The following is a 20500-nucleotide window of genomic DNA, read 5'->3' on the forward strand; positions in this document are numbered from 1 at the left end:
ATTACTTGCTTTCCTGCATATTTCTAACTAGTTTAGTCACTAGCTTTCTGGGAGTAAATCTTACAGATTCAGCGAGGAGCTTATTTTTAATTCCAGGAATGACAACAGTTTTGTTTTCTAATAGACCACGATAGCCGATCTGGGCTACCGTTTCCGCAGTCATAATTTTTTGACCGCTTACCAGCTTTGAGTCTTCCATCGCGGCTCTTTGTTGAAAACCAGATTCTGTTGGGCCTGGACAAAGTGCTGTTACAGAAACGCCTGTACCTTCTAATTCATTAGCGATCGCTTCTGAAAACGACAATACATAAGCTTTACTAGCGTAGTATACTGCCATCAGCGGCCCTGGTTGAAAAGCAGCAGTGGAGGCCAAGTTTAATATTTTTCCAGACCCCCGCTTAACCATACCCTTGAGGAATAACTTGGTTAAATGTGTGAGACATAAAATATTAACCTGTAGCAATTGCAGTTCAGCATTCAGGTCAATTTCGTTAAATAATCCGTAGGTAGCAAACCCTGCATTATTAATCAGCACATCAACATTGATAGATGCTTGTTCTAGCTCAGTAAAAATTTCTTCTGGGGCTGATAGGTTTGATAAATCCTTGGAAATAACTTTGACATCAATGCCAAATTTATTTTTAAATTCATCGGCAATTTTATTCAGCTTTTCTACGCTTCTAGCTACCAACACAAGATTGTAACCATCCTGAGCAAATAACTTAACAAATTCATAACCGATGCCGCCAGATGCACCTGTAATAAGAGCCGTTTGTCTGCGATTACTCTGCATAAATTTTCCTCTCTTAACTGCTTGAAAAAAATCATTAGTCATTAGTCATTGGGCTTTGGGAAAGAGGAGGCAGTTCTTGCTGTCTTGCTGAAGTTCTAAAATGTTTGAATTTTGAATTTTGAATTTTGAATTGATTTCTCCCCCTGCCTCCTTCATTGCCATCGAGAAATTTCCAAGCGAACTGCTACTTTTGTTCCTAAGACTTTTTGCCCACGTTCCGGTAGAGGAACATACGCAACATATACATCTGAACTGGATTCGGAAGTCGGATTTAAATTATTTACTGGCTCTTTTTCATCGGAATTCCAACTATATTTAGCATCATACGTGCCATCTGTTGCAGCAACATCAGTAATTAGATAGTCAGACCACAAGGGTACTTGGTCGAGATGACTGTCACCCAACCAATTTGTCTCTCGTTTTGTAAAGGAATGCAGTGCTAAACGCAGGGCATATCTACAGGTATTATCATCACTGGCTGAGTTTCTAGGAATTAAGAAAGCTGTAAACAGGGGAATAGGTTTATCTGTTCTTGTTAACTCTTGTGTAATTGGGCAATAATGAGCGATCGCTTGCTCATATATAGGAATAGGAAGACCACGCAAAGCCACCCTAGTTTCCAGTTGATAAAAATTATTGTCCAGGTCTTTTAACTCAACATTGCTCAAAGAGAGTTTCACCTGGATATCACCAAACAAAAATCGTTGCAGGTTTTGATAACCTTCTTCGGAGTTCAATATGCCATAACGCCCACCATGAGAGCGATGAACATAAGCACGATGAGATCCCATGATATAAGCCTTATCAATCTGAACTAGACCATCACTTTTCACCCCAACAAGATTGCGTGAAAGACCAAAAGCTTCTTCATAATCATGTGCATTCGTGCCGATCAAAGAAAAAACGCGGTTTGGCGAAAATGCATTCTCTATGCTTTGTAGTTTTTCTAGCTGAAAGTTATCGGGTAACTCAGCCGTTGGCTTGATATCAGGTGTTAAATACTGATACATTCGCTCAGGGCCGAAGTCATCAGAATTATTCAATTGAAACCTGTCCCTGAGATTTTCAAGCAAGCCACTCCCAACCTCAAAATAAATACCGCCATGAGGTGTAGCGTAGGTAAAGAATTTGTCAATGCTATCAGCAGCTTGCTCGCCTTGTTCTGGATAAATCTTTTGAATTAAGCTGCGACAAACAAGGCCACCCATCGAGTGGGCAACCAGATAAATTTTATCAGCACCAGTCTTTTCCTTGACTTTCTGGATGAAGTCTCTTAAATCCTTAGCTATGTCCTGCATCTCCTGTCGGACTACACTTGAGGAGCCAAAACTAGGTGTAGATATATCATAAAATCGATAAATCCAAATAGTTTTATGAAGTTGATCGGACAATCTTTTAATCTGATTGCTTATATTCTGATTGTCAACAATCGGTTGATAACCATGATCGGTCATCAGCCGCAGTAATGGACTCTCGAAAAAAAACTTCTGGGGATTTTCCTTCTCATCCACTCGAATATGGGTTGAACCACTATTGAATCCATAAAACGGATCATCAACCGTTTGCTCAACGTCTTTTTGTGTACCTGCATATCCACGAACAAAGATGATTGGTAAATACTGCATATATATCCTTCCTATTTAATAAATATTTTTTCTCCTTCCCAGGTTAAATCTAGGAACGAGAAAAAATATCCAGACAAGTTATCTTAGTACAACATTTTATTAATTCGTAGCGAATTCTCTGCACCCCTAGAGCGTTCAAAATACTACGATTTTACACAAAGCTGTACTAGAAGGTTTTTACAAACTCAATTAGGGCTTTTTTGTCTTCATCGGGTAGATTTGAGCCAAAATAATGACCCTCATCCTCAACGAAGTCAGGAGACTTATTAGCTCTTAAAAGCACGCGTGCCAACTTACCCTTGATTCCACCTTCTGGTTTCAAGTCCTGAAAAAGGTTGCCGAGATTGAGAGATGTAATCGCCTCTCTGATATTGATGCTTGCCAGCAAATTCACAGGCGTACCTTTAGGAACAGGAAGCCTAAATCTAGGATTCGGATCTCCTGGGGGAAGCTCTAATTTGGTATCTCGATCTGTCCTGCTGATAATTCCCTCACGCTTTTCAGGCCACAGCAGCTTTTCCATAGCATCCCTATAGGCTTCTATGCGTCCTTTCACTGAAGGATCTTCGTTGTATAGTCCTAAAGTGTTGTTGTGCAGAAATGGTGCTGTTGCCCAAATACTTACTAGCGAAGGTGTGCGGTAATATCCCAAACCGCCGTCTGGTATCTTAAATTCAATGGGTTTTTTCTCATCCAAGGGGTTGTACAGCGTCAGAGTTCCTGGTGATGGCAGTTCTTTGTAGGTCTTAGACGAGAACTGATCCCAAATATGCCCCTTAGTGGCATTTGTCCCCAGCGATCGCGCCGCATTGGTACCAATTAGTGTCACTGGATAACGCTGGTCATCAGACAAGAAGTTGTGGTCTAAAAAATTACTACTGAGTACAGACTCTTCGTACCATTTCTGAGCCTGTTGAGGGTCAGCAGCAATTTCAGCAGGTGGCTTTTTGCTGGTATGGCAACTAGCACAAGTGCTGGCAAAAACAAGCTTGCCACGTTTGAGAACTTCTTCATCTTTAGTCAAGAACTCTTCACCACCTGGTGCATCTTTCAGGTGCATCGGCTTGATGCTTTTTAAGAATGCTTCGGCATCAGCCATACGTGTTTCTGTCTGTCTCCAGCCTTCGCACTCCTTCCGTGCCTTTTCGATGTCAAAAGGTTTTTGGGGAGTTCTGCCTAATAAAGGCTCATGGAGACTTGTCCAGTAATCGCCGCACATCCCAATGTTGACATAGACGCGTAGTGAGGCAATTGGTACTCCTGTAGAGTCCGCGCCATCCTTGAGAATATGATTAACATCCTTGGTTGAACCATCGTTCATCACCTCTGAATATTTGGGGCGATCGCCTAAATTAAAAATGGAATTGATCGCATTCGGATTGTTAATATGATCGGTGGCAATCCGAGAAGTATCAGAAGTCCCCGGTTTCTGAGAGTTAAGTACTTGCTTAATAAAACTATTGTCCGCGACACTAGTATCAAAGAATTTGTTTTCTTTGATGTACTGATTACCCAATGCTGCTACCAGGTTTTCCCATTTCGGATGTTCCTTGTCTTTGGGTGGATTGAGGGGATCTAATGCTACGTGACAGATAGCACAGGACTGCCCAATCACGTAGGGAGGCTCGATTTGTGAGTTTTTGGCATATTCAACAGGGTTCCATTTTGCCCGGTCGAAGTTGGGGTTGGGGAACTTACGCAACCCAATAACGCCAGTTGAGAGCGGATCTTTACATTTATCTAGCAGCAATCCGTATTCATCTGGTGCCGTCGCTTTTTCACATCCAGGATCGTTAATTGCGCCATAACGTTGAAATCGCTCGTCATGCACACGCGAGTCAATCAGCTTTAGCAGATCAGCACCGCCACGTGTTCGCTTCGCTAAATCACGATAGTACTTAGCGTTACCGCCAGTCCATAAGTACCAAGTGCAACGACCCCGTTTCTCGGCATCTGTCAACTTCTCCTTGGTGTAATCTGGGAGATAACCGATACCCTCACAGTTATCAGGGTATTCAGATACACCCGTAGTTAAATACTCAGTACTTATGGGCGCAGGTGTTTCACTATACTCATCGGCTAGAGCTGTAGACGTTCCATAAAAGCCGCAGACTATAAACATAGTCACGAACAGGAGGAGCAGACAGCCCTTAAAAATTAGACTTGTCTTTTTCATAAAACTCTCTGGTTGTAACACCTAACCTTTTCCACTGCACCTCACGTTTGCAGAGGTACACTAATACTTCATCACTAATTTCCCATTTTCCAGATTTAGTCTTGAGATATTTTGATGATTTAGAATGTACCTTACTGAGGTTCGTTATATATTATGAAGTTACTACACAAATTTGCAAAACGTCATTAATAAAGTTTTATACATTTCTAAATCAAAAATTTAAAAAATTGTAAATTTCCAATGGCGTTCAATAACCAATTTGCTATCGTTATATCCGTTACTTACGTGCCTAGTAATGCAGGGCAAACGCATCTAAATTACTCTTGATCACAACCAAGGTTAAGAACCAATCGATTTAATCAGTATTTCGCGTTTGATTTATTTTCCAAGCTTCAAAGCGATGTCTACGACGGGCTACGCCTACGCTCAACCTATATCAATAAGCAGCGATTAATGAGACTAATTTTCAGCTTATTGAAAAACAACTCTTCTTGTTGACATGATGCGGTCGCCCTGCCTAGTGATGTTTGTAACAAATTGTTAAAGGCTACTTTTAAGGTTGCCTTAACCTTTTAAGAAAAATAAAGGACGAAAATTTTCACTTTTTTTAAGAATTGCTCTGTAAATACCATAGGTTTACAAACTGCAAAAGTCTTTATATAACTGTAAAAACCAATAGGGACAAACATCCATGCTGAAATTTGGTAGGCAAACCTAAGTAACAAAAACTTAATATTTAGCGTAGGCATCGCATCCGAAAACCTGCACTGTTGATTTGTAGAACTAAATAACTTGCCCTCTCAGAGACACTAGAAATAATAGTTCTCTGGTGAGACTGTTAGTACTACGAACAATTCTGATACCTAATTTTATTGCCGAAATAACACGAAAGACAGAGGAACACATGGAAAACGATATTATCTTTGAGCCATTGAGATTCCGTAATCTCACAGTAAAAAATCGAATCTTTCGGTCTAGTATTTCTGGAAGATGGGATAACTATGATGGTTCAGGCACTCAAGCCCGAATCAACTGGGAAGAAAAGTTTGCTCGTGGTGGTGTAGGGGCTATTATTACTTCTTTTGTCCCAGTCGCCATCCGGGGAAGAATTATGCCCAATTACGCCACTATTGACTGCGATGAGCGCATTCCTTTTTGGCGAAAAGTAGGTGAAAAAGTCCACGAATATGACTGTAAATTGATCTTGCAATTAAGTCATTCTGGGCGACAGCAAGATATTGGTGGTATAGAAAACTCAGGAAAAAAAGCGTTAAGTTCCACCAGCCAAACTGAGCCATTCCACGGCTTTCTCTGTCAAGCGATGACACTAGCAGAGATTAAAGAAACAATCCAATACTTTGCCGATGGTGCTAGACGTGCCCGTGAAGCAGGTTTGGACGGAGTGGAATTGCACAGTGCGAATGGATATCTTTTTAACCAATTTCTCAGTTCTGGAATTAACGACCGTCAAGATGAATACGGTGGTTCATTAGAGAATCGAGCGCGGTTTTTGCTAGATGTGATTAGAGCAATCCGCAAAGAAGTAGGCAACGACTTTCACCTGCAATTCAAAATTAGTGCCGTTGACTATAACAACGCCGTCACCTTTTGGGAAAAACCAGGTAATACCATAGAAGATTCCATCCAAGTTTGTAAATGGGCAGAAGAAGCTGGGGCTGATGGCGTGCATGTGTCAACTGGTAGCTTATTTCCTCACCCACTCAATCCCATTGGTGATTTTAATTTTGATATCATTACTAAAACTTATGATTCCATGTTGTCAAGTGGCGTAGAAACTACACGCAACTACATTTTATTCCGCAAAGCATTTTTGCATCCAATTTTCAATCTTTTATGGAACCGCGTGAAAAAGCAATTGCCACCTCAGGCATTTAGTGGTGATGATGTAAAAGACCCCAAAATCAAGCAGTTACTGATAGAGAACCAAGGCAGAAACTTGCTAGATTCCAAAGAAATTAAAAAGCACGTTAATATTCCCGTATTATGCACTGGTGGTTTGCAGCAGGCTTCTTATATTCGTCAGGCAATTAACGATCATTATTGCGATGGCGTCACAATGGCTCGCACCCTAATTGCTAACAATGATTTAGTTAAATCTTTTAAAGCAGGTAAAGACCTGGCAGATAAACCCTGTACCTATTGCAATAAATGCCTCTTGAATGTAATTGAAAATCCCTTAGGTTGTTACGAGCAGGATCGCTTCAATAGTTATGAAGAGATGATGGAAGAAGTAATGTCAGTCTTTCATGCAACTCAGTTTGCAAATTCATCTAGATAAAAAAGCGATGCATATCACATTGACAATTTCGCTTACAAATAATCTCGACAATATAGGGAGTGTTTCATGACTGAACAAACTAACTCTACCCTACTTTCTACCCCACTTAAGGGAATAAAAAGCATCTTCAAGCGGATTTGGGTTGTGATTGTGGGTGTTATAGCAGTAGCAGTCTTTTTATTGTGGCCTGTTTTGTCCAACTTCCCAGTCGATTATGCTGACATTGAAAACCACTTTAAATATGGTTCAATCGGCAGCGAACCCATCAATGGTATCCCTTACTGGATTTGGAAAGTTTTACCAGAATTATTTCCAGATAAATTACCTGGAAAAGGTTATACTTCTCTGGGATTTATCAAAGAACCTGACAAAGATTTACCTATAGGTTTTTCGCAACGGCGAGTCTTTATCGATAGAGTTGGGTTGAATTGTGCTGTATGTCATACAGGAACGCTACGAGATACCCCTAATAGTGAACATCAAGTCATCACCACGATGCCTGCTAATGTGCTTAATTTGCAGGGATATATCAAATTCTTATCAGCAGTTGGTACAGATGAGCGCTTTACTGCTAACCGGATGTTGCCAGAAATTGAAAAAATCAGTGGCGGTCTTAATCCCGTTGAAAAATTACTTTATCGCTTCATTGCAATTCCCCAAACTAGAGATGCGCTAATTAATCAGGCATATCGACTTAAGTTTGTTGAAGAACAACCAGATTGGGGGCCAGGAAGAGTAGATACTTTTAATCCTTATAAAGCAATTCAATTCCATTTTCCAATGGATAAATTGCGTCAGGATGAACTGATTGGTACTTCTGATTTTCCCTCAGTTTGGAATCAAAAACCCCGCCAGGGATTGCAGTTACATTGGGATGGTAATAACACTTCCGTTGATGAACGAAATAAAAGTGCAGCTTTAGGAGCTGGAGTTACACCTACAACAATTGATTTGCCTCGAATTCAGAGAGTTGCGGATTGGTTATGGGAACTACCACCACCAAAATATCCCTACGAAGTTAACCAAGCGATCGCGGCGAAGGGAGAACAGCTTTTTGAGAGTAATTGCGCTAGTTGTCATGCTTTTGGTGGTGCGTATACAGGCAAAGTTGTACCAATTCAAGAAATTGGTACAGACCCGCATCGTCTCGATTCATATACCTACGAAACGATGTCTAACCAAAACACTCTGTATACAGGCTATCCATGGCGATTTAAGAATTTCCGCAAGACTAATGGCTATGCAAATATGCCCCTTGATGGTGTTTGGTTGCGTGGCCCTTATCTGCACAATGGCTCAGTCCCCACCTTACGGGATTTACTAGAAACACCAGAGAACAGACCAAAAGAATTCTATCGTGGCTACGACGTTATCGACAGAGCAAAAGTTGGCTTTGTATCTGATGTAGGTGGAGAAAACGGTAAGAAATACTTTAAGTTCGATACAACAAAAGCTGGAAATAGTAACAGTGGTCACTTATATGGGACTGATCTTCCCACAGAAGATAAAGATGCACTAGTTGAGTACATGAAGAAACTTTAAAAGGAGAAAAAATGAATACTTACGCTAAATGGTTTAGTCGCGTTACTTGGCTCGGCATTATTGTTAATATGTTTTTTGTCATTCCCTCTTGCTTTTTTCCAGAATTAATGCTTACGTTCCTTCACATGCATATACCAGTGCCCATTATCTGGGTTCGTGCTGCGGGAATGCTGTTATTTATTATTAGTGCATTTTATATCCCTGGAGCAATTGACCCGTACCGATATCAAGCAACTGCTTGGATATCAATATTTCCTTCAAGAGCTTTTGGCTCAACATTTTTCATCTGTGCAGTATTTTTCTTTGGTCAAGATAAAGGATTTTTATCTATTGCCTTTGTAGACCTGTTTTTTGGATTAGTGGAAGTGATTCTTCTAACCTTAGCAATGCGCGATCAAAATGCCATTGCTGCAACTCCAGTGAAGCAATTCTCCTAATTATCATTCCTATCCTAGTGTGGACATATTGCCTGCGCTACAAACAGATTCTTCTGCAAAGGAGCAAGAGAGTGCCATGACAATACTCAAAGATAAAATAGGTAGGGTAATCACAAGCATTGTTTTAATTGTGATCCTTTTAGTTGGTGTAGTTGGGTATGTGGGATGGTACAACCTTTTTCGAGAGGTTCCCACATATTATGAGTCGCCTGAAGAACATTTTAAATATGGTTCTATTGGCACAGAAGAAGCACAAGGTGTTCCCTATTGGATTTGGATGGTACTACCGCGAATATTCCCTGATAAGTTACCAGGCCCAGGTGGTTATACTTCTTTGGGAATCACATGGGAAGAGGGTAAAGAAATGCCAGTTGGGTTTACGAAAAAAACCATTGGCTTCCCTCGCGTTGGTATAACTTGCGCTGTTTGCCATACTGCCACCTATAGAAAAACAGAAAAAGATAAACCCACAATTGTGGCCGCAGCTCCTGCCAGTAAGTTTGATTCACAAGGTTATTTACGATTTTTGAGTGCAACTGCTGGTGATTCTAGATTTACAGCAGATTATATCCTTGACGAAATCAAATATGACTATCAGCTTTCTTGGTTGGAAAATTTACTTTATCGCTTTCTGATAATTCCTCAAACGAAGAAAGCGCTGCTACAACAAAAAGAAGACTATAGTTGGACAGATTCTCGTCCTAATTGGGGCCCTGGTCGCATTGACCCTTTCAATCCTGTTAAATTCAATACTTTAAAGTTGTCCAAAGACAACACTATCGGTAACTCTGATATGATGCCTCTTTGGAATCAAAAGATGCACAAAGAGTTTGCACTACATTGGGATGGATTAGAAACTTCACTGACAGAAACTGTTCAAACTGGAGCAATTGGTGACGGTGCTACCAAAAAATCACTTCCTGTAGCTGATTTACAACGAGTAGAAGATTTTATTCAAGAACTACCACCTCCCAAATATCCATTTGCTGTTGATGAGCAAGTGGCTGCAAAAGGAAGTCAAATTTTTGCTAATACTTGTGCATCTTGTCACGCTTTTGGTGGGGAAAGAACAGGTACTGTCATCCCTGTGGAAGAAGTAGGAACTGACCGCCATCGGTTAGATATGTGGACACAGGAAGGAGCAGATACTTACAATCGTTTTGGTGATGGCTACCCTTGGGACTTTAAAAACTTACGTAAAACCAATGGGTATGTATCTGTTTCCCTAGATGGATTATGGTTAAGAGCGCCATATTTACATAATGGCTCAGTACCATCTCTACAAGATTTGTTAGAAAAACCAGAAAATCGTCCTCAGGTTTTCTATCGGGGATATGATGTCTACGACCCGAAAAAAGTTGGCTTTATTACTGAGGGAGATGAAGCCAAGGCTGTAGGTTTTAAATACGATACGACCGTAACTGCTAATTCCAATCAGGGGCATGTTTATGGAACTGACTTATCTGGTGACGATAGAAAAGCCTTGATTGAGTATCTAAAAACCCAGTGATTAAAGTAGTTGCTAAATCAGAAAAGGATTTAGTAACTTTCTGACGTTAATCATTTACTACCAAGTAATAAAACTTCCTAATTGGAGATAATCATGAAACCATACTTACCGCAAAACGATCCTGATGTTAATTTGCGAACAAATTGGCTAGATAAAAATCGAGAAGAGTACAATTTTAATTACAATTATCTGGCTCCTCTACCAGTAATTGATCAAGTGCCTCATAAGGAAATATTCTCAGCAGAATATACTGCGAAACGCTTGGCAAGTATGGCAAGTCTTGCACCGAATATGCTAGCTGCTAAAGCCAGAAATTTCTTAGACCCGTTAGATGAGTTGGAAGAATATGAAGACCTTTTATCACTACTACCAAAACCTGATGTCATAAAAAATTATAAAACAGACTCGTGTTTTGCTGAACAACGGCTCTCTGGAGCAAACCCATTAGCTATCCGAAGAATTGATGTATTACCTGATAATTTTGCTGTAACGGATTACCATTTTCAGAAGGTTGCAGGTGCAGAATTTACTTTGGAAAAGGCACTGAAGGAAGGTAAGCTATATTTTTTAGATTACCCTTTGCTATCTGATATTCAAGGTGGTGTCTACAATAATATTAAAAAGTACCTTCCCAAGCCGCAAGCTCTATTTTACTGGCAAAGTAATGATAGTCATAATGGTGGTTCTCTAGTGCCTGTTGCTATCCAGATTAATCATGACTCTGGCGCAAATAGCCTGATTTATACACCAGATGACCCCCATTTAGATTGGTTTTTGGCAAAAACCTGCGTCCAAATTGCTGATGGCAACCATCAAGAATTGGGTAGTCATTTTTCCTATACTCATGCAGTTATGGCTCCGTTTGCAATTGTAACTGCGCGGCAATTAGCAGAAAACCATCCCATCGCTTTACTGTTAAAACCCCACTTCCGTTTCATGCTATTTGATAACGATTTGGGGCGCACTCAATTTTTACAGCCTGGAGGCCCGGTTGATGAGTTTATGGCAGGTTCATTGGCGGAGTCTCTTGGATTTGTGGCGAAGGTTTATGAAGAATGGAGTGTTGAAAAGTTTACTTTCCCTCGGTTAATAAAAAGTCGTCGAACGGATGACCCAGAAATTTTACCGCACTTTCCTTTCCGGGACGATGGCATATTAATCTGGAATGCTGTCGAAAAGTTTGTGGCTGAATACTTGCAACTCTATTATAAGACTTCACAGGATCTCAGTGATGACTATGAATTGCAAAATTGGGCAAGGGAATTAGTCGCTCAAGATGGTGGTAGAGTCAAGGGAATGCCAGGCAAGATTGAGACTCTAGAACAACTGATTGAAATCATTAGTGTAGTAGTCTTCACTTGCGCTCCTCTACACTCTGCTTTGAATTTTTCTCAGTATGAATATATGGCTTTTGTACCCAATATGCCTTATGCAGCTTACCACCCAATTCCAGAAACTAAGGGTGTGGATTTGGAAACTATCATGAAGATACTTCCCCCTTTTAAACAAGCTGCCGATCAGGTAATGTGGACTGAGATTTTAACATCGTTCCACTATGACAAATTGGGTTTTTACGATGAAGAGTTTGCCGATCCATTGGCGCAGGAAATTGTAGTGCAATTCCAACAGAATTTGCATCAAATAGAACGGCAGATAGACATCAGAAATCAAACTCGCCCCAAACCTTACAACTATTTTAAGCCTTCACAAATCATTAACAGCATCAATACTTGAACTAATCTTAGTAAAAAAGAGGAATAACAATGTCAAATCAGCAAGTAACCGTCATCGCTCGACTAAAAGTGAAGCCAGGTTTGGAAGACAAATTCAAACAGGAATTCCAACCTGTAATAGCTCTCACTTTGACAGAGGAAGGTTGTATTAATTACGATTTGCACCAATCTTTTGACGATCCATCTTTGTTTCTGTTACATGAAAACTGGGTCAGCCAGGAAATTTTAGCTCAACACCTAGAGCAGCCGTATATTAAAGCTTTGGGCGAAAAGTCAGAACAATTTTTGGTTGAACCACCTGAAGTCAGGTTATGGCAGCAGATTTTGAACAATTCCTAGCTGGTGATAATAATGACATCAAAGGTGTTATTGTATGGTGCAACTGGCTATGCTGGAAAACTCATTGCTACATCAGCTAAAAATAACGGACTGGAATTAATTTTGGCTGGACGTAATCAAAGTTTACTAGCAGCAGTAGCCAATGAATTAAGTTTGGACTTTCGGGTTTTTGGCTTAGATGATCCGCAGGCGATCGCTCGCTCTCTTGAGGATATAATTGCTGTCATCAACTGCTCCGGCCCTTTCTCCAAAACCTCAAAGCCACTTGTCGATGCTTGCCTAGAAACTAAAACTCACTATTTAGATATAGCTGGCGAAGTCCCTGAATTTCAGGCGCTACAAGCACGAGATACTGAGGCTAAAAGTGCAGGGATAATGCTTCTCCCTGGTGTGGGATTTGGGGTTGTCCCTACTGATTGTGTAGCTGCTTATCTCAAACATGAGTTACCAAGCGCAACACGACTGATTTTAGTCTATGAAACAGTAGGGGGTGTATCTCAAGGAACGGCAAATACTGTACTGCCGACTTTACATCACATCGGGGTAGTTCGAGAAGCAGGTAAGCTGATCCCATCTCGACCAGCATCGAAAAGACGTAAAATAGATTTTGGTTATGGGCCGGTAACAGCAGTAACAAACCCCTGGCGTGCTGATATTATCACTGCGTTCCAGACTACAGGTATTCCCAATATCGAGGTTTATACCGTATTTCCTAATCCTGTACGCTTCCTGATGGAGTCGAGCCAGTATTTGGGATGGTTATTTAACTCGTCTTTATTCCAAAGTGCTTTAGCAAGTCTAATTAAAACTCTACCCACTGGGCCAACGACAGCAGAACGAGTGAAGGGTCAAGTTAGAGTAATTGGTTTTGCCGAGGATGAAACTGGTCAACAAGTAAGTGCAAAGCTCTTAGGGCCGGAAGCATACGACTTTACGGCATTAGCGGCTATAGCAGTTATCAAACGGGTAATTAAAGGCGAAGTTAAGGTAGGATTCCAGACTCCTGCATCCGTATATGGGGCAGATTTTGTCCTTGATATTCCGGGAGTTATCGGGTTCAACTAAGGATATAACAGAAAGCTGGGTTTTTTAGGCTTGATAGCGAAAAAACCCGGCTTTTTTGCATCTATATGCTTTGAAAAATGTAGCGATCGCCTCTACTCTGGGTTGGCTTGTGGAGTTACCCAGCTATGGTAACGAGGTACTGGCCGTTCAGTTCTGAATCCACATGCTGAACTTGCTAATTTGGTATGAATGAGGAGAGAATCTATCAGTCAAGTCATTTGTTAAGAGTCCTATCGCTCTTTTATGTATCTGACAATAGAAAAATAAGATGCTGAACTTGAATCTTTTTCAAAACCTCGCTTTATCAGCAAAGCCAAAAAATCATTGTTTGGAACTAAGCATGGATAAATAAAGTTTTAAATCAATACAGTTCAGTTAAGCATCTCTTTCTTCTCTGTGCGTACTCTGCGCCTTCTCTAACGAGACGCTGCGCGAAGGCGGTTCGTTAAAAAATTGACTTTGGTAACAGACTTTTAGCCTTAACCCAAGCGTATTGGGTTTTAAATATTATCTAATGAGAGTAATAAAATAGCGCTATATAGGCTTTTAACTTACGATGTTGAGCCATTGTCTTTTGCAAAGATTCAATTGTAATTTTTAAACTGGTATTTTTCGAGCAACTCTTTAACTTGAGCAGCCACCAGAGGATGTGGATCTTTTTGTAACTGGGGTAGGATTTGCAGGAGAACGCGATGTGAAACCAGATGCAAGTATGCGATCGCAGCTTCTCTAACAAAGCCGGTTGGATGACGCAAACTTACTAAAATCTCAGAACTGGTGAGTCGGATGCGAGTCACTTGAGCAAAATGAAAACAGCAAGCTAGACACCAGTCAGAAAGGAAGTTACCCAACATCAGCAATCTATGGAGGCGATCGCTAACTATCATATTTTCATATTCTACGATCTTAGCTTCTACGAGATGTTGCAATTTTTCTGGCTGCGGTCGGTTATCTAAAATATTCAGCAATAAAGACTTTGAAGACAAAGTTATGGTATGCTCTAATATTTCTAACCCTCGTGCTAAGTTTACCACTGAGAGCGATCGCAGATTAAATGCTGCTGCCTGCATTTTTTCTGGCGAGTAAAGCAGTTTCAGTAGCAGTAGCAGCCGCTCTTTGACATCAAATTCTAATTCTAAAAGGGCGCGTTGCAGTAATTCAGAGACAATCACAATCCTCTCACTGGATTGATAATTTTCTTTTTCGTCTAGTGTTTTAAAGTCGATATATGCGGCGTAAATCTCGCCTAAAAACTTTAATTCCTGCTCAATTAAATTTTCTACCCGGCTTTCATAAAATCGATCCGCTAAACCTTTAATTCCTGGTTGTTTATGTATTTTTAGTAAGCTGCGAAGAATATGATCCCTAGTTGTACCCCAAGATGTTTCCAAGTTTTCCCATAAAGTCTCCAATGCTTCCTGAGTACCAATTTGAGCAATAGTACGCCAAGCGTACATTCGCACTACTTCTGGTTTGTAAATATTGGTAGCTAACCGCAACAGCATCTCTATAGCTTCATTCTCTAGTCGCACTAAAGCTGACATTGCTATAGTGCGGGTTGATTTGTAATAAAGTGCTGCTATCAGTGCCGAATAGTACTCTTCTAAATGGGTTGCTGCAATCATTTCCAATACGGCACAGCGCACCCGTAAAGACTCATCTTGTAATAAATTCGGGATGTGAATCCGCAACGCCTGCAAATAAACTGCTTCTCTAAGCGCTCTAACTCCATTCATCCGTTCCCGTTCTTTCTTATGAGTCAACATCCGGCGCATGGTTTGGGTAGCTGCTACCTTTTGCATAGGCGTTCCCTGGCGTAAGACTAAAGCGGCGGCGGTGGCGCGGATGAGTGAGTTTTGCCGGGGGTTCAGGTATTCTTCGAGGATGCTTAAATTGGGATTTGGTTCAGCCAGCCAAATATAGCGTAGCGCCAAGGCGAAAACTTCGGAGTTAGTTTCTTGGGGTTGTTCTAGCAAAGGACGGATGGCGGGTAGATAAGCGGGATTTGCACCTGCTATCAGCATGACTTCCAAACTTTGGCGCTGCAAATCTGGGGTTAACTTGACTAGTAAAGGTGCTAATACTTCCGCAGACCCTTGGGGGTCAATTTGGGCTAAAAGTTCAATACAAGAGCGTTTATCTGCCTCGCTACCTTTTTCTCCCAAGGCTTTGACTACACCTTGCTTGAAGAATCGTAAGCCGACATTGGTTGCACTCAACTGGCCCCGTGCCACACTCAAGACTAACAGTTCAACATAGCGCGATCGCAGTTCCCAAACTACTTTTAAACAGGTGCCAGCTATTAGCATTGTTTCTGCTACCAACACCCACTTTTGCAACGGTACGGGTACAAACCGCCCACAAAACAATATAGTTGCAAAAATTAGCGCTCCTGTCAAACCTGTAGCGATCGCTTCGGCGGTTCCACCAGATAAAGTCTGCATCCGGCTGCGAATGGCCTCTGGAATCGGTTGGTACAGGATGGGGCCGCTACTCATGACAAAAGTGTAGCGCAGAAGTTCATCGCAGAATTTGACAATTATCAGTCCCCAAAAAAAGCTTTGCGATTGCATAGCTGGAATTAAATACAATAATACCAGCACTCCTGGTAGTGAAAAGCCTACGGTGATTGGTAAAAGTGTTGCTGTGAAAAATACCCCCATCCGTTCGATGAGTCGGCTGGAAATAAACCACTGCAACAACAACTCACACAGTCCCAACGTTCCACCAAAAAGACCTAAGAAGCTGGCAAGTTCTCGATCGCCCAAATTAGATTGGAGTTCGCGTAGATATTGAAAATCTATTAACAACCCAATGACTTGCAACAGGCCGACAAAAGCAAACAGCTGCCAAACATAGCGCTTCAGAGGACTTTTAATAAAACGCTGTCGTGAAGCTTGTTCTTCAGTAATTAGTCTTTGTGGGGTTTCGGGAAAAACCGCTCGATAGTGATGAGTTAAATAGAATAAAATCCCCGATCCTAATAAAATTACTATACAGGCGATGAAGATGATCTTATTCAGCGTGGTGTATTGCACTAGCCAAGGCAAACTAAAGCCACTGATCACATCTGCTACTAAAAGCCCACTACTCACCAGTGGGTAAGTCCGTTTAATCTCCCGAATATTAAATATTTGGTTGGCGACGATGGAAGTGTTGAGGTCATTGACTACATAAAGGGCATCTACCCACAGCCGCAGCAGAAATGTTGAAATAACTGCCAGATATGAAACATGCGATCCCCAACGTAATACAACTAATAAAAGTAATGGCATTAACATACAAGGTGCGATCGCCACAATCACCCGCCGTAAAGGAAAAATCTTTTGCAGCCAAGAGTATAAAAAAACCAGTGCTGCACTCATAGCGGCACTAGCAATATACATCCACGGTAGTAGATGAGTTCCATATTCATCCAAAAACAGCGCCACCGTACTGTCCTCTGCCCACCGCAATCCTACACATACAGTTGTGTAAAAAAAGAACATGAGTTGAGTTCGTTCGCTCTCCTCTGGTCGGAGATTCACCCACTGTAGTAGTCGTGGTAAAGCAACTTTATTTGCAGCCAACCAGTGATTTTTCAGTTCCATGCAGTTTTATTTTCTGGTAGTATCACCGCGTAATGGGGAGCGGGGTAGTGGGAGGGCTGGTGAAGCAGGGGAAGAAAATACTTTTTTATCCTCGTTGTCCCTGATCTCCTGGAAATAGCAAAAGTCCTGAGCAACTGAGTATTATGTTTCCCATTCAGCCTTCAGGACTATCGATTTTAGATAAATTTAAACAACCTCAGAAGCTCTGGGCGCATGTTGCATCGAAACAAAACATCAAAAAATCCCCTGGCTAAAAGTCAGGGGATTTTCAAAGTGGGTCTATTAATACAGTTAGAGGATTATTTTTTAGGCGAGATGAGCATCATCATGTTTCGCCCTTCTTTTTTAGGCGCTTGTTGAAGCTCACCAAATGGCTCCAAATCCGTTGCCATTCGTTTGAGCAAATCTTCTGCTAGGTCGCTGTGTTGAATTTCTCGACCCCGGAACATCACAGTAGCCTTGACTTTATCGCCATCTTTCAAAAAGCGCTCTGCTTGCTTAACACGCACGTTGTAGTCGTGTTCTTCTATTTTGTAGCGCATCTTAACTTCTTTGACATCAGCCGTGTGCTGCTTTTTCCGGGCTTCCCGCGCCTTTTTCTCCTGCTCAAACTTATATTTCCCGTAGTCCATAATCCGACAAACTGGCGGGTCAGCTTTGTCACTAATTAGCACCAAATCTAACTCTTTCTCTTCTGCTAGTTGTAGTGCTTCCTGTGGGGGCATAATTCCCAGTTGGGCACCGTCAGTGTCAATGACCCGAATTTTCGGGAAGCGAATTCGTTCGTTAATTTGGGGCAGATCGCGAGTTCTTTTCTTCTCAATCACAAGCATTATGATTTCTGGGAGCTCTTAATGAAGGATTTGGTGTGGTCTTGATCGGTATGCCTCAGAGGCAAAATACAAAAATAACTCAGGACTGAAAACATAGTCTACAGTTCTAGGTTAACTAATCCATAAAATAGTTGCCTCGTTGTATTTGTCATTTTACTCACTCTGAGAGAATTTCTTTGCAATAGTTAATCTAAATTACACAACCTAGACTCATGTTAAATATTATTACAACTATTTAGCAATACTTTTTGCGATGGCGTAACCGCCCACCGTAGGCGATCGCATGGAGTAACATCATATCTCCAGAATACTAAGCTCACAGATGCAGGACATCTAGCAAAACTAATGTAACATATTACCTTACATCCAGTAAACCTAGTAATATTTCTAGTCGAAAAGCGCTGATCAATTTACTTAGATAGATGCGGTGGCTATCAGCGAGAGAGTTGCAGTGAAGTTTTCACTTACCCACTCACCCTCCAGTGATTGAAATCTCTGGCTAATAGCCAAAGTCCTCTTTAGAGGATTAATAAAAGGTTCCAGTCCACTTGAGTGGACTTCAGCTATTAGCCTTGCACTTGAGTGCAAGGCGGGATAGGTTGACTCAACGTCAAAACCTGTACACAAATCTAGATTTAGATTAGCTTATGACCGATTCACCGCATTCACTGAAAGATAACCTTGTAAACAATGAGCGCTCGCTGCAACAATTGGCTTGGGGGATTGAGGCGAGTGTGGGGCAGTTTAAGCTGATTTTGGCACGGTGTAATTATGCAAGAGAGCGCGATCGCTTAATCTCCAGATTGCGGGAAATTTGTCAAGTCGAAATTCGTGTCTTGGCGGTGCAGCAATCGAACAGGACTCTTTATACTGCGATTCAAGAAGAATTCGGCGCAGAAATACCAGCCTGTGTGATGGTTGTGGGTTTGGAATCAGTGCAGAATTTGTCTGTGATGTTAACTTCTGCAAATCAGGTGCGGGAAGAGTTTCGCAAGAATTTTGCTTTCCCCTTAGTGTTGTGGATTGACGATGAAATCTACAAGCAACTAATACAGTTTGCGCCAGATTTGGAAAGTTGGGCAACTACGAGAAATTTTGCCATATCAACACAGGAATTAGTAGACTTTATTATCGAAACGGCTAATCAATGGTTTAGTAATAACTTAAATTTTAGCGTAAATGTATATATCAAGCTGGAAACTGAGTTAGAAACGGCACAAAGATATTTACTCAATCAGCCAGAGTTTTATAATTTAGAAATTCAAGCTGATTTAGAATCTTTGTTAGGTTTTCTCAAACAGATAAATAATCAAAAAGATTCGGCGTTAGCGCATTATCATAAAGCTTTAGAGCTTTGGCAGCAAAGTAATAATTTAGAAAGGCAGGTCAAAATCCTCGGTGAGATGGGCTTTTGTTATTATCTCAAAGCTTTGAAACATCAAGAGATCAATCATCCAGATTGGCAGACAACTTGGCATTATGTTCAAGAGGATATAAATTTGATTAACCAGTTTCAAAGGCTAGATTTAATTGCTAACTCAGTAGTTAAATTTGGTGATATCTTGCGAGACTTGCAAAAGTGGGAAACGTTGCAGAGTCTTTCAGAACAAGCCTTAGTAATCCATCAAAGTAACAACCAGCCAAGAGAATTAGCCAAGGATTACGGTTTTTTAGCTGAAGTGGCTTTGGCTCAAAATAACTGGGTGAAAGCAAATCAGCTTGTTCAGCAAGCCTTGAAAGTTTTTGCCGCGATTCCCAATTTGGAATCAGCGAATATATCAGGGGTTTTATCTGATAATTCCGAAAGGGTTTTCAAATCAAAAGATTTGAGCTTGTATCAGTTTATTTTAGGTCGTTCTCAATACCATTTAGGTCAAACTCAAAAAGCGACTCTCAGCCTAGAAACTGCTAGAGATGTGGGTAATCCCCTAGAAGATGTCAGGCTTTACTTGGATATTCTCAAGTTTTTGCAGCAGCTTTATTTTGAGCAGAAAGAATATCTCCAAGCATACAAAATCAAACAGCAACGGCGTTCCATTGAACAGCAATTTGGCTTGCGGGCTTTTATTGGTGCGGGTAGGTTAGAAGCAACAAAACAGGCATTTGTAGAGACATTGCGCTCAAACTCTCCCCAAGGAAACATTGCCCCAGAAATTGCTGCATCTGGTCGCCTATTGGATGTAGAACGTTTAATTGAACGCATGGGTCGCCCTGATTATAAATTGATAGTCATTCATGGGCAATCGGGTGTCGGCAAAAGTTCCCTGGTGAATGCGGGATTGATACCAGCTTTAAAGAATAAAGCGATCGGGATTCAAGATTATTTGCCAGTGGTAATGCGCGTTTACACCAACTGGGTGGAAGAATTGGGGAGGCTTTTGGGGAGAGATCAGGGAGATGAGAGGGATAAGGGAGATGAGAGAGAGTTAGAACCTCAACATTCAGCCTCAGAAGGTCAACGTTCAGCCTCAGAAGGTCAACTTTCACCCTCAGAAGGTCAACTTTCATCCTCAGAAGGTCAACTTTCACCCTCAGAAGGTCAACTTTCACCCTCAGAA

At 41.2% G+C, this 20500-nt stretch carries 12 protein-coding genes and 1 pseudogene; 8 read left to right on the top strand and 5 right to left on the bottom strand.

The genetic code is table 11. The features are described 5' to 3' along the window. Window position 1: 1 nt before the first annotated feature. From ACFFAP_RS07455 to ACFFAP_RS07465, 3 genes are all read right to left on the bottom strand, one after another. Window positions 2-793 carry an SDR family NAD(P)-dependent oxidoreductase gene (locus ACFFAP_RS07455; RefSeq protein ID WP_375510622.1) on the bottom strand — a complete coding sequence of 264 codons (792 nt, stop codon included), beginning with the start codon at window positions 791-793 and terminating at the stop codon, window positions 2-4. A 152-nt stretch (window positions 794-945) separates the two neighbouring features. Then, window positions 946-2418 (bottom strand): esterase/lipase family protein, encoded by a 1473-nt coding sequence (locus ACFFAP_RS07460; RefSeq protein ID WP_375510623.1) that lies wholly within the window; start codon window positions 2416-2418, stop codon window positions 946-948. Between the two features lie 166 nt (window positions 2419-2584). Continuing rightward, window positions 2585-4594 carry a hypothetical protein gene (locus ACFFAP_RS07465; protein ID WP_375510624.1) on the bottom strand — a complete coding sequence of 670 codons (2010 nt, stop codon included), beginning with the start codon at window positions 4592-4594 and terminating at the stop codon, window positions 2585-2587. A gap of 904 nt (window positions 4595-5498) precedes the next feature. Between ACFFAP_RS07465 and ACFFAP_RS07470 the strand changes: the two genes are divergently transcribed. From ACFFAP_RS07470 to ACFFAP_RS07500, 7 genes are all read left to right on the top strand, one after another. Continuing rightward, the gene (locus ACFFAP_RS07470; protein ID WP_375510625.1) at window positions 5499-6893 is read left to right on the top strand and encodes an NADH:flavin oxidoreductase; all 1395 of its coding nucleotides are present in this window, start codon (window positions 5499-5501) and stop codon (window positions 6891-6893) included. A 66-nt stretch (window positions 6894-6959) separates the two neighbouring features. Then, window positions 6960-8435 (top strand): c-type cytochrome, encoded by a 1476-nt coding sequence (locus ACFFAP_RS07475; protein ID WP_375510626.1) that lies wholly within the window; start codon window positions 6960-6962, stop codon window positions 8433-8435. A gap of 11 nt (window positions 8436-8446) precedes the next feature. Further along, window positions 8447-8872 (top strand): hypothetical protein, encoded by a 426-nt coding sequence (locus tag ACFFAP_RS07480; RefSeq protein ID WP_375510627.1) that lies wholly within the window; start codon window positions 8447-8449, stop codon window positions 8870-8872. A 76-nt stretch (window positions 8873-8948) separates the two neighbouring features. Next, window positions 8949-10382, top strand: coding sequence for a c-type cytochrome (locus tag ACFFAP_RS07485; protein ID WP_375510628.1), 1434 nt, complete (start codon window positions 8949-8951; stop codon window positions 10380-10382). 93 nt (window positions 10383-10475) lie between these two features. Beyond that, the gene (locus ACFFAP_RS07490) at window positions 10476-12116 is read left to right on the top strand and encodes a lipoxygenase family protein (protein WP_375510629.1); all 1641 of its coding nucleotides are present in this window, start codon (window positions 10476-10478) and stop codon (window positions 12114-12116) included. 29 nt (window positions 12117-12145) lie between these two features. Beyond that, window positions 12146-12454: a putative quinol monooxygenase gene (locus tag ACFFAP_RS07495; RefSeq protein ID WP_375510630.1), complete on the top strand. Its 309-nt coding sequence runs from the start codon at window positions 12146-12148 to the stop codon at window positions 12452-12454. Between the two features lie 12 nt (window positions 12455-12466). Further along, the gene (locus tag ACFFAP_RS07500; RefSeq protein ID WP_375510631.1) at window positions 12467-13519 is read left to right on the top strand and encodes a saccharopine dehydrogenase family protein; all 1053 of its coding nucleotides are present in this window, start codon (window positions 12467-12469) and stop codon (window positions 13517-13519) included. A gap of 584 nt (window positions 13520-14103) precedes the next feature. On the opposite strand, the gene ACFFAP_RS07505 is transcribed toward ACFFAP_RS07500, so the two are convergent. Continuing rightward, entirely contained in the window at window positions 14104-17109 is a 3006-nt protein-coding gene (locus ACFFAP_RS07505; RefSeq protein WP_375510632.1) for an MFS transporter, read from the bottom strand. A gap of 299 nt (window positions 17110-17408) precedes the next feature. Beyond that, a complete protein-coding gene (infC, locus tag ACFFAP_RS07510) occupies window positions 17409-17942 on the bottom strand; it encodes a translation initiation factor IF-3 (RefSeq protein WP_375510633.1) in 534 nt (177 codons plus the stop codon). A 647-nt stretch (window positions 17943-18589) separates the two neighbouring features. Here infC and ACFFAP_RS07515 point away from each other — a divergent pair. After that, window positions 18590-20500: pseudogene (locus tag ACFFAP_RS07515) on the top strand (ribosome assembly protein 4); the annotation flags it as partial.

The organism is uncultured Nostoc sp., from assembly GCF_964245575.1.
Lineage (GTDB): Bacteria > Cyanobacteriota > Cyanobacteriia > Cyanobacteriales > Nostocaceae > Nostoc.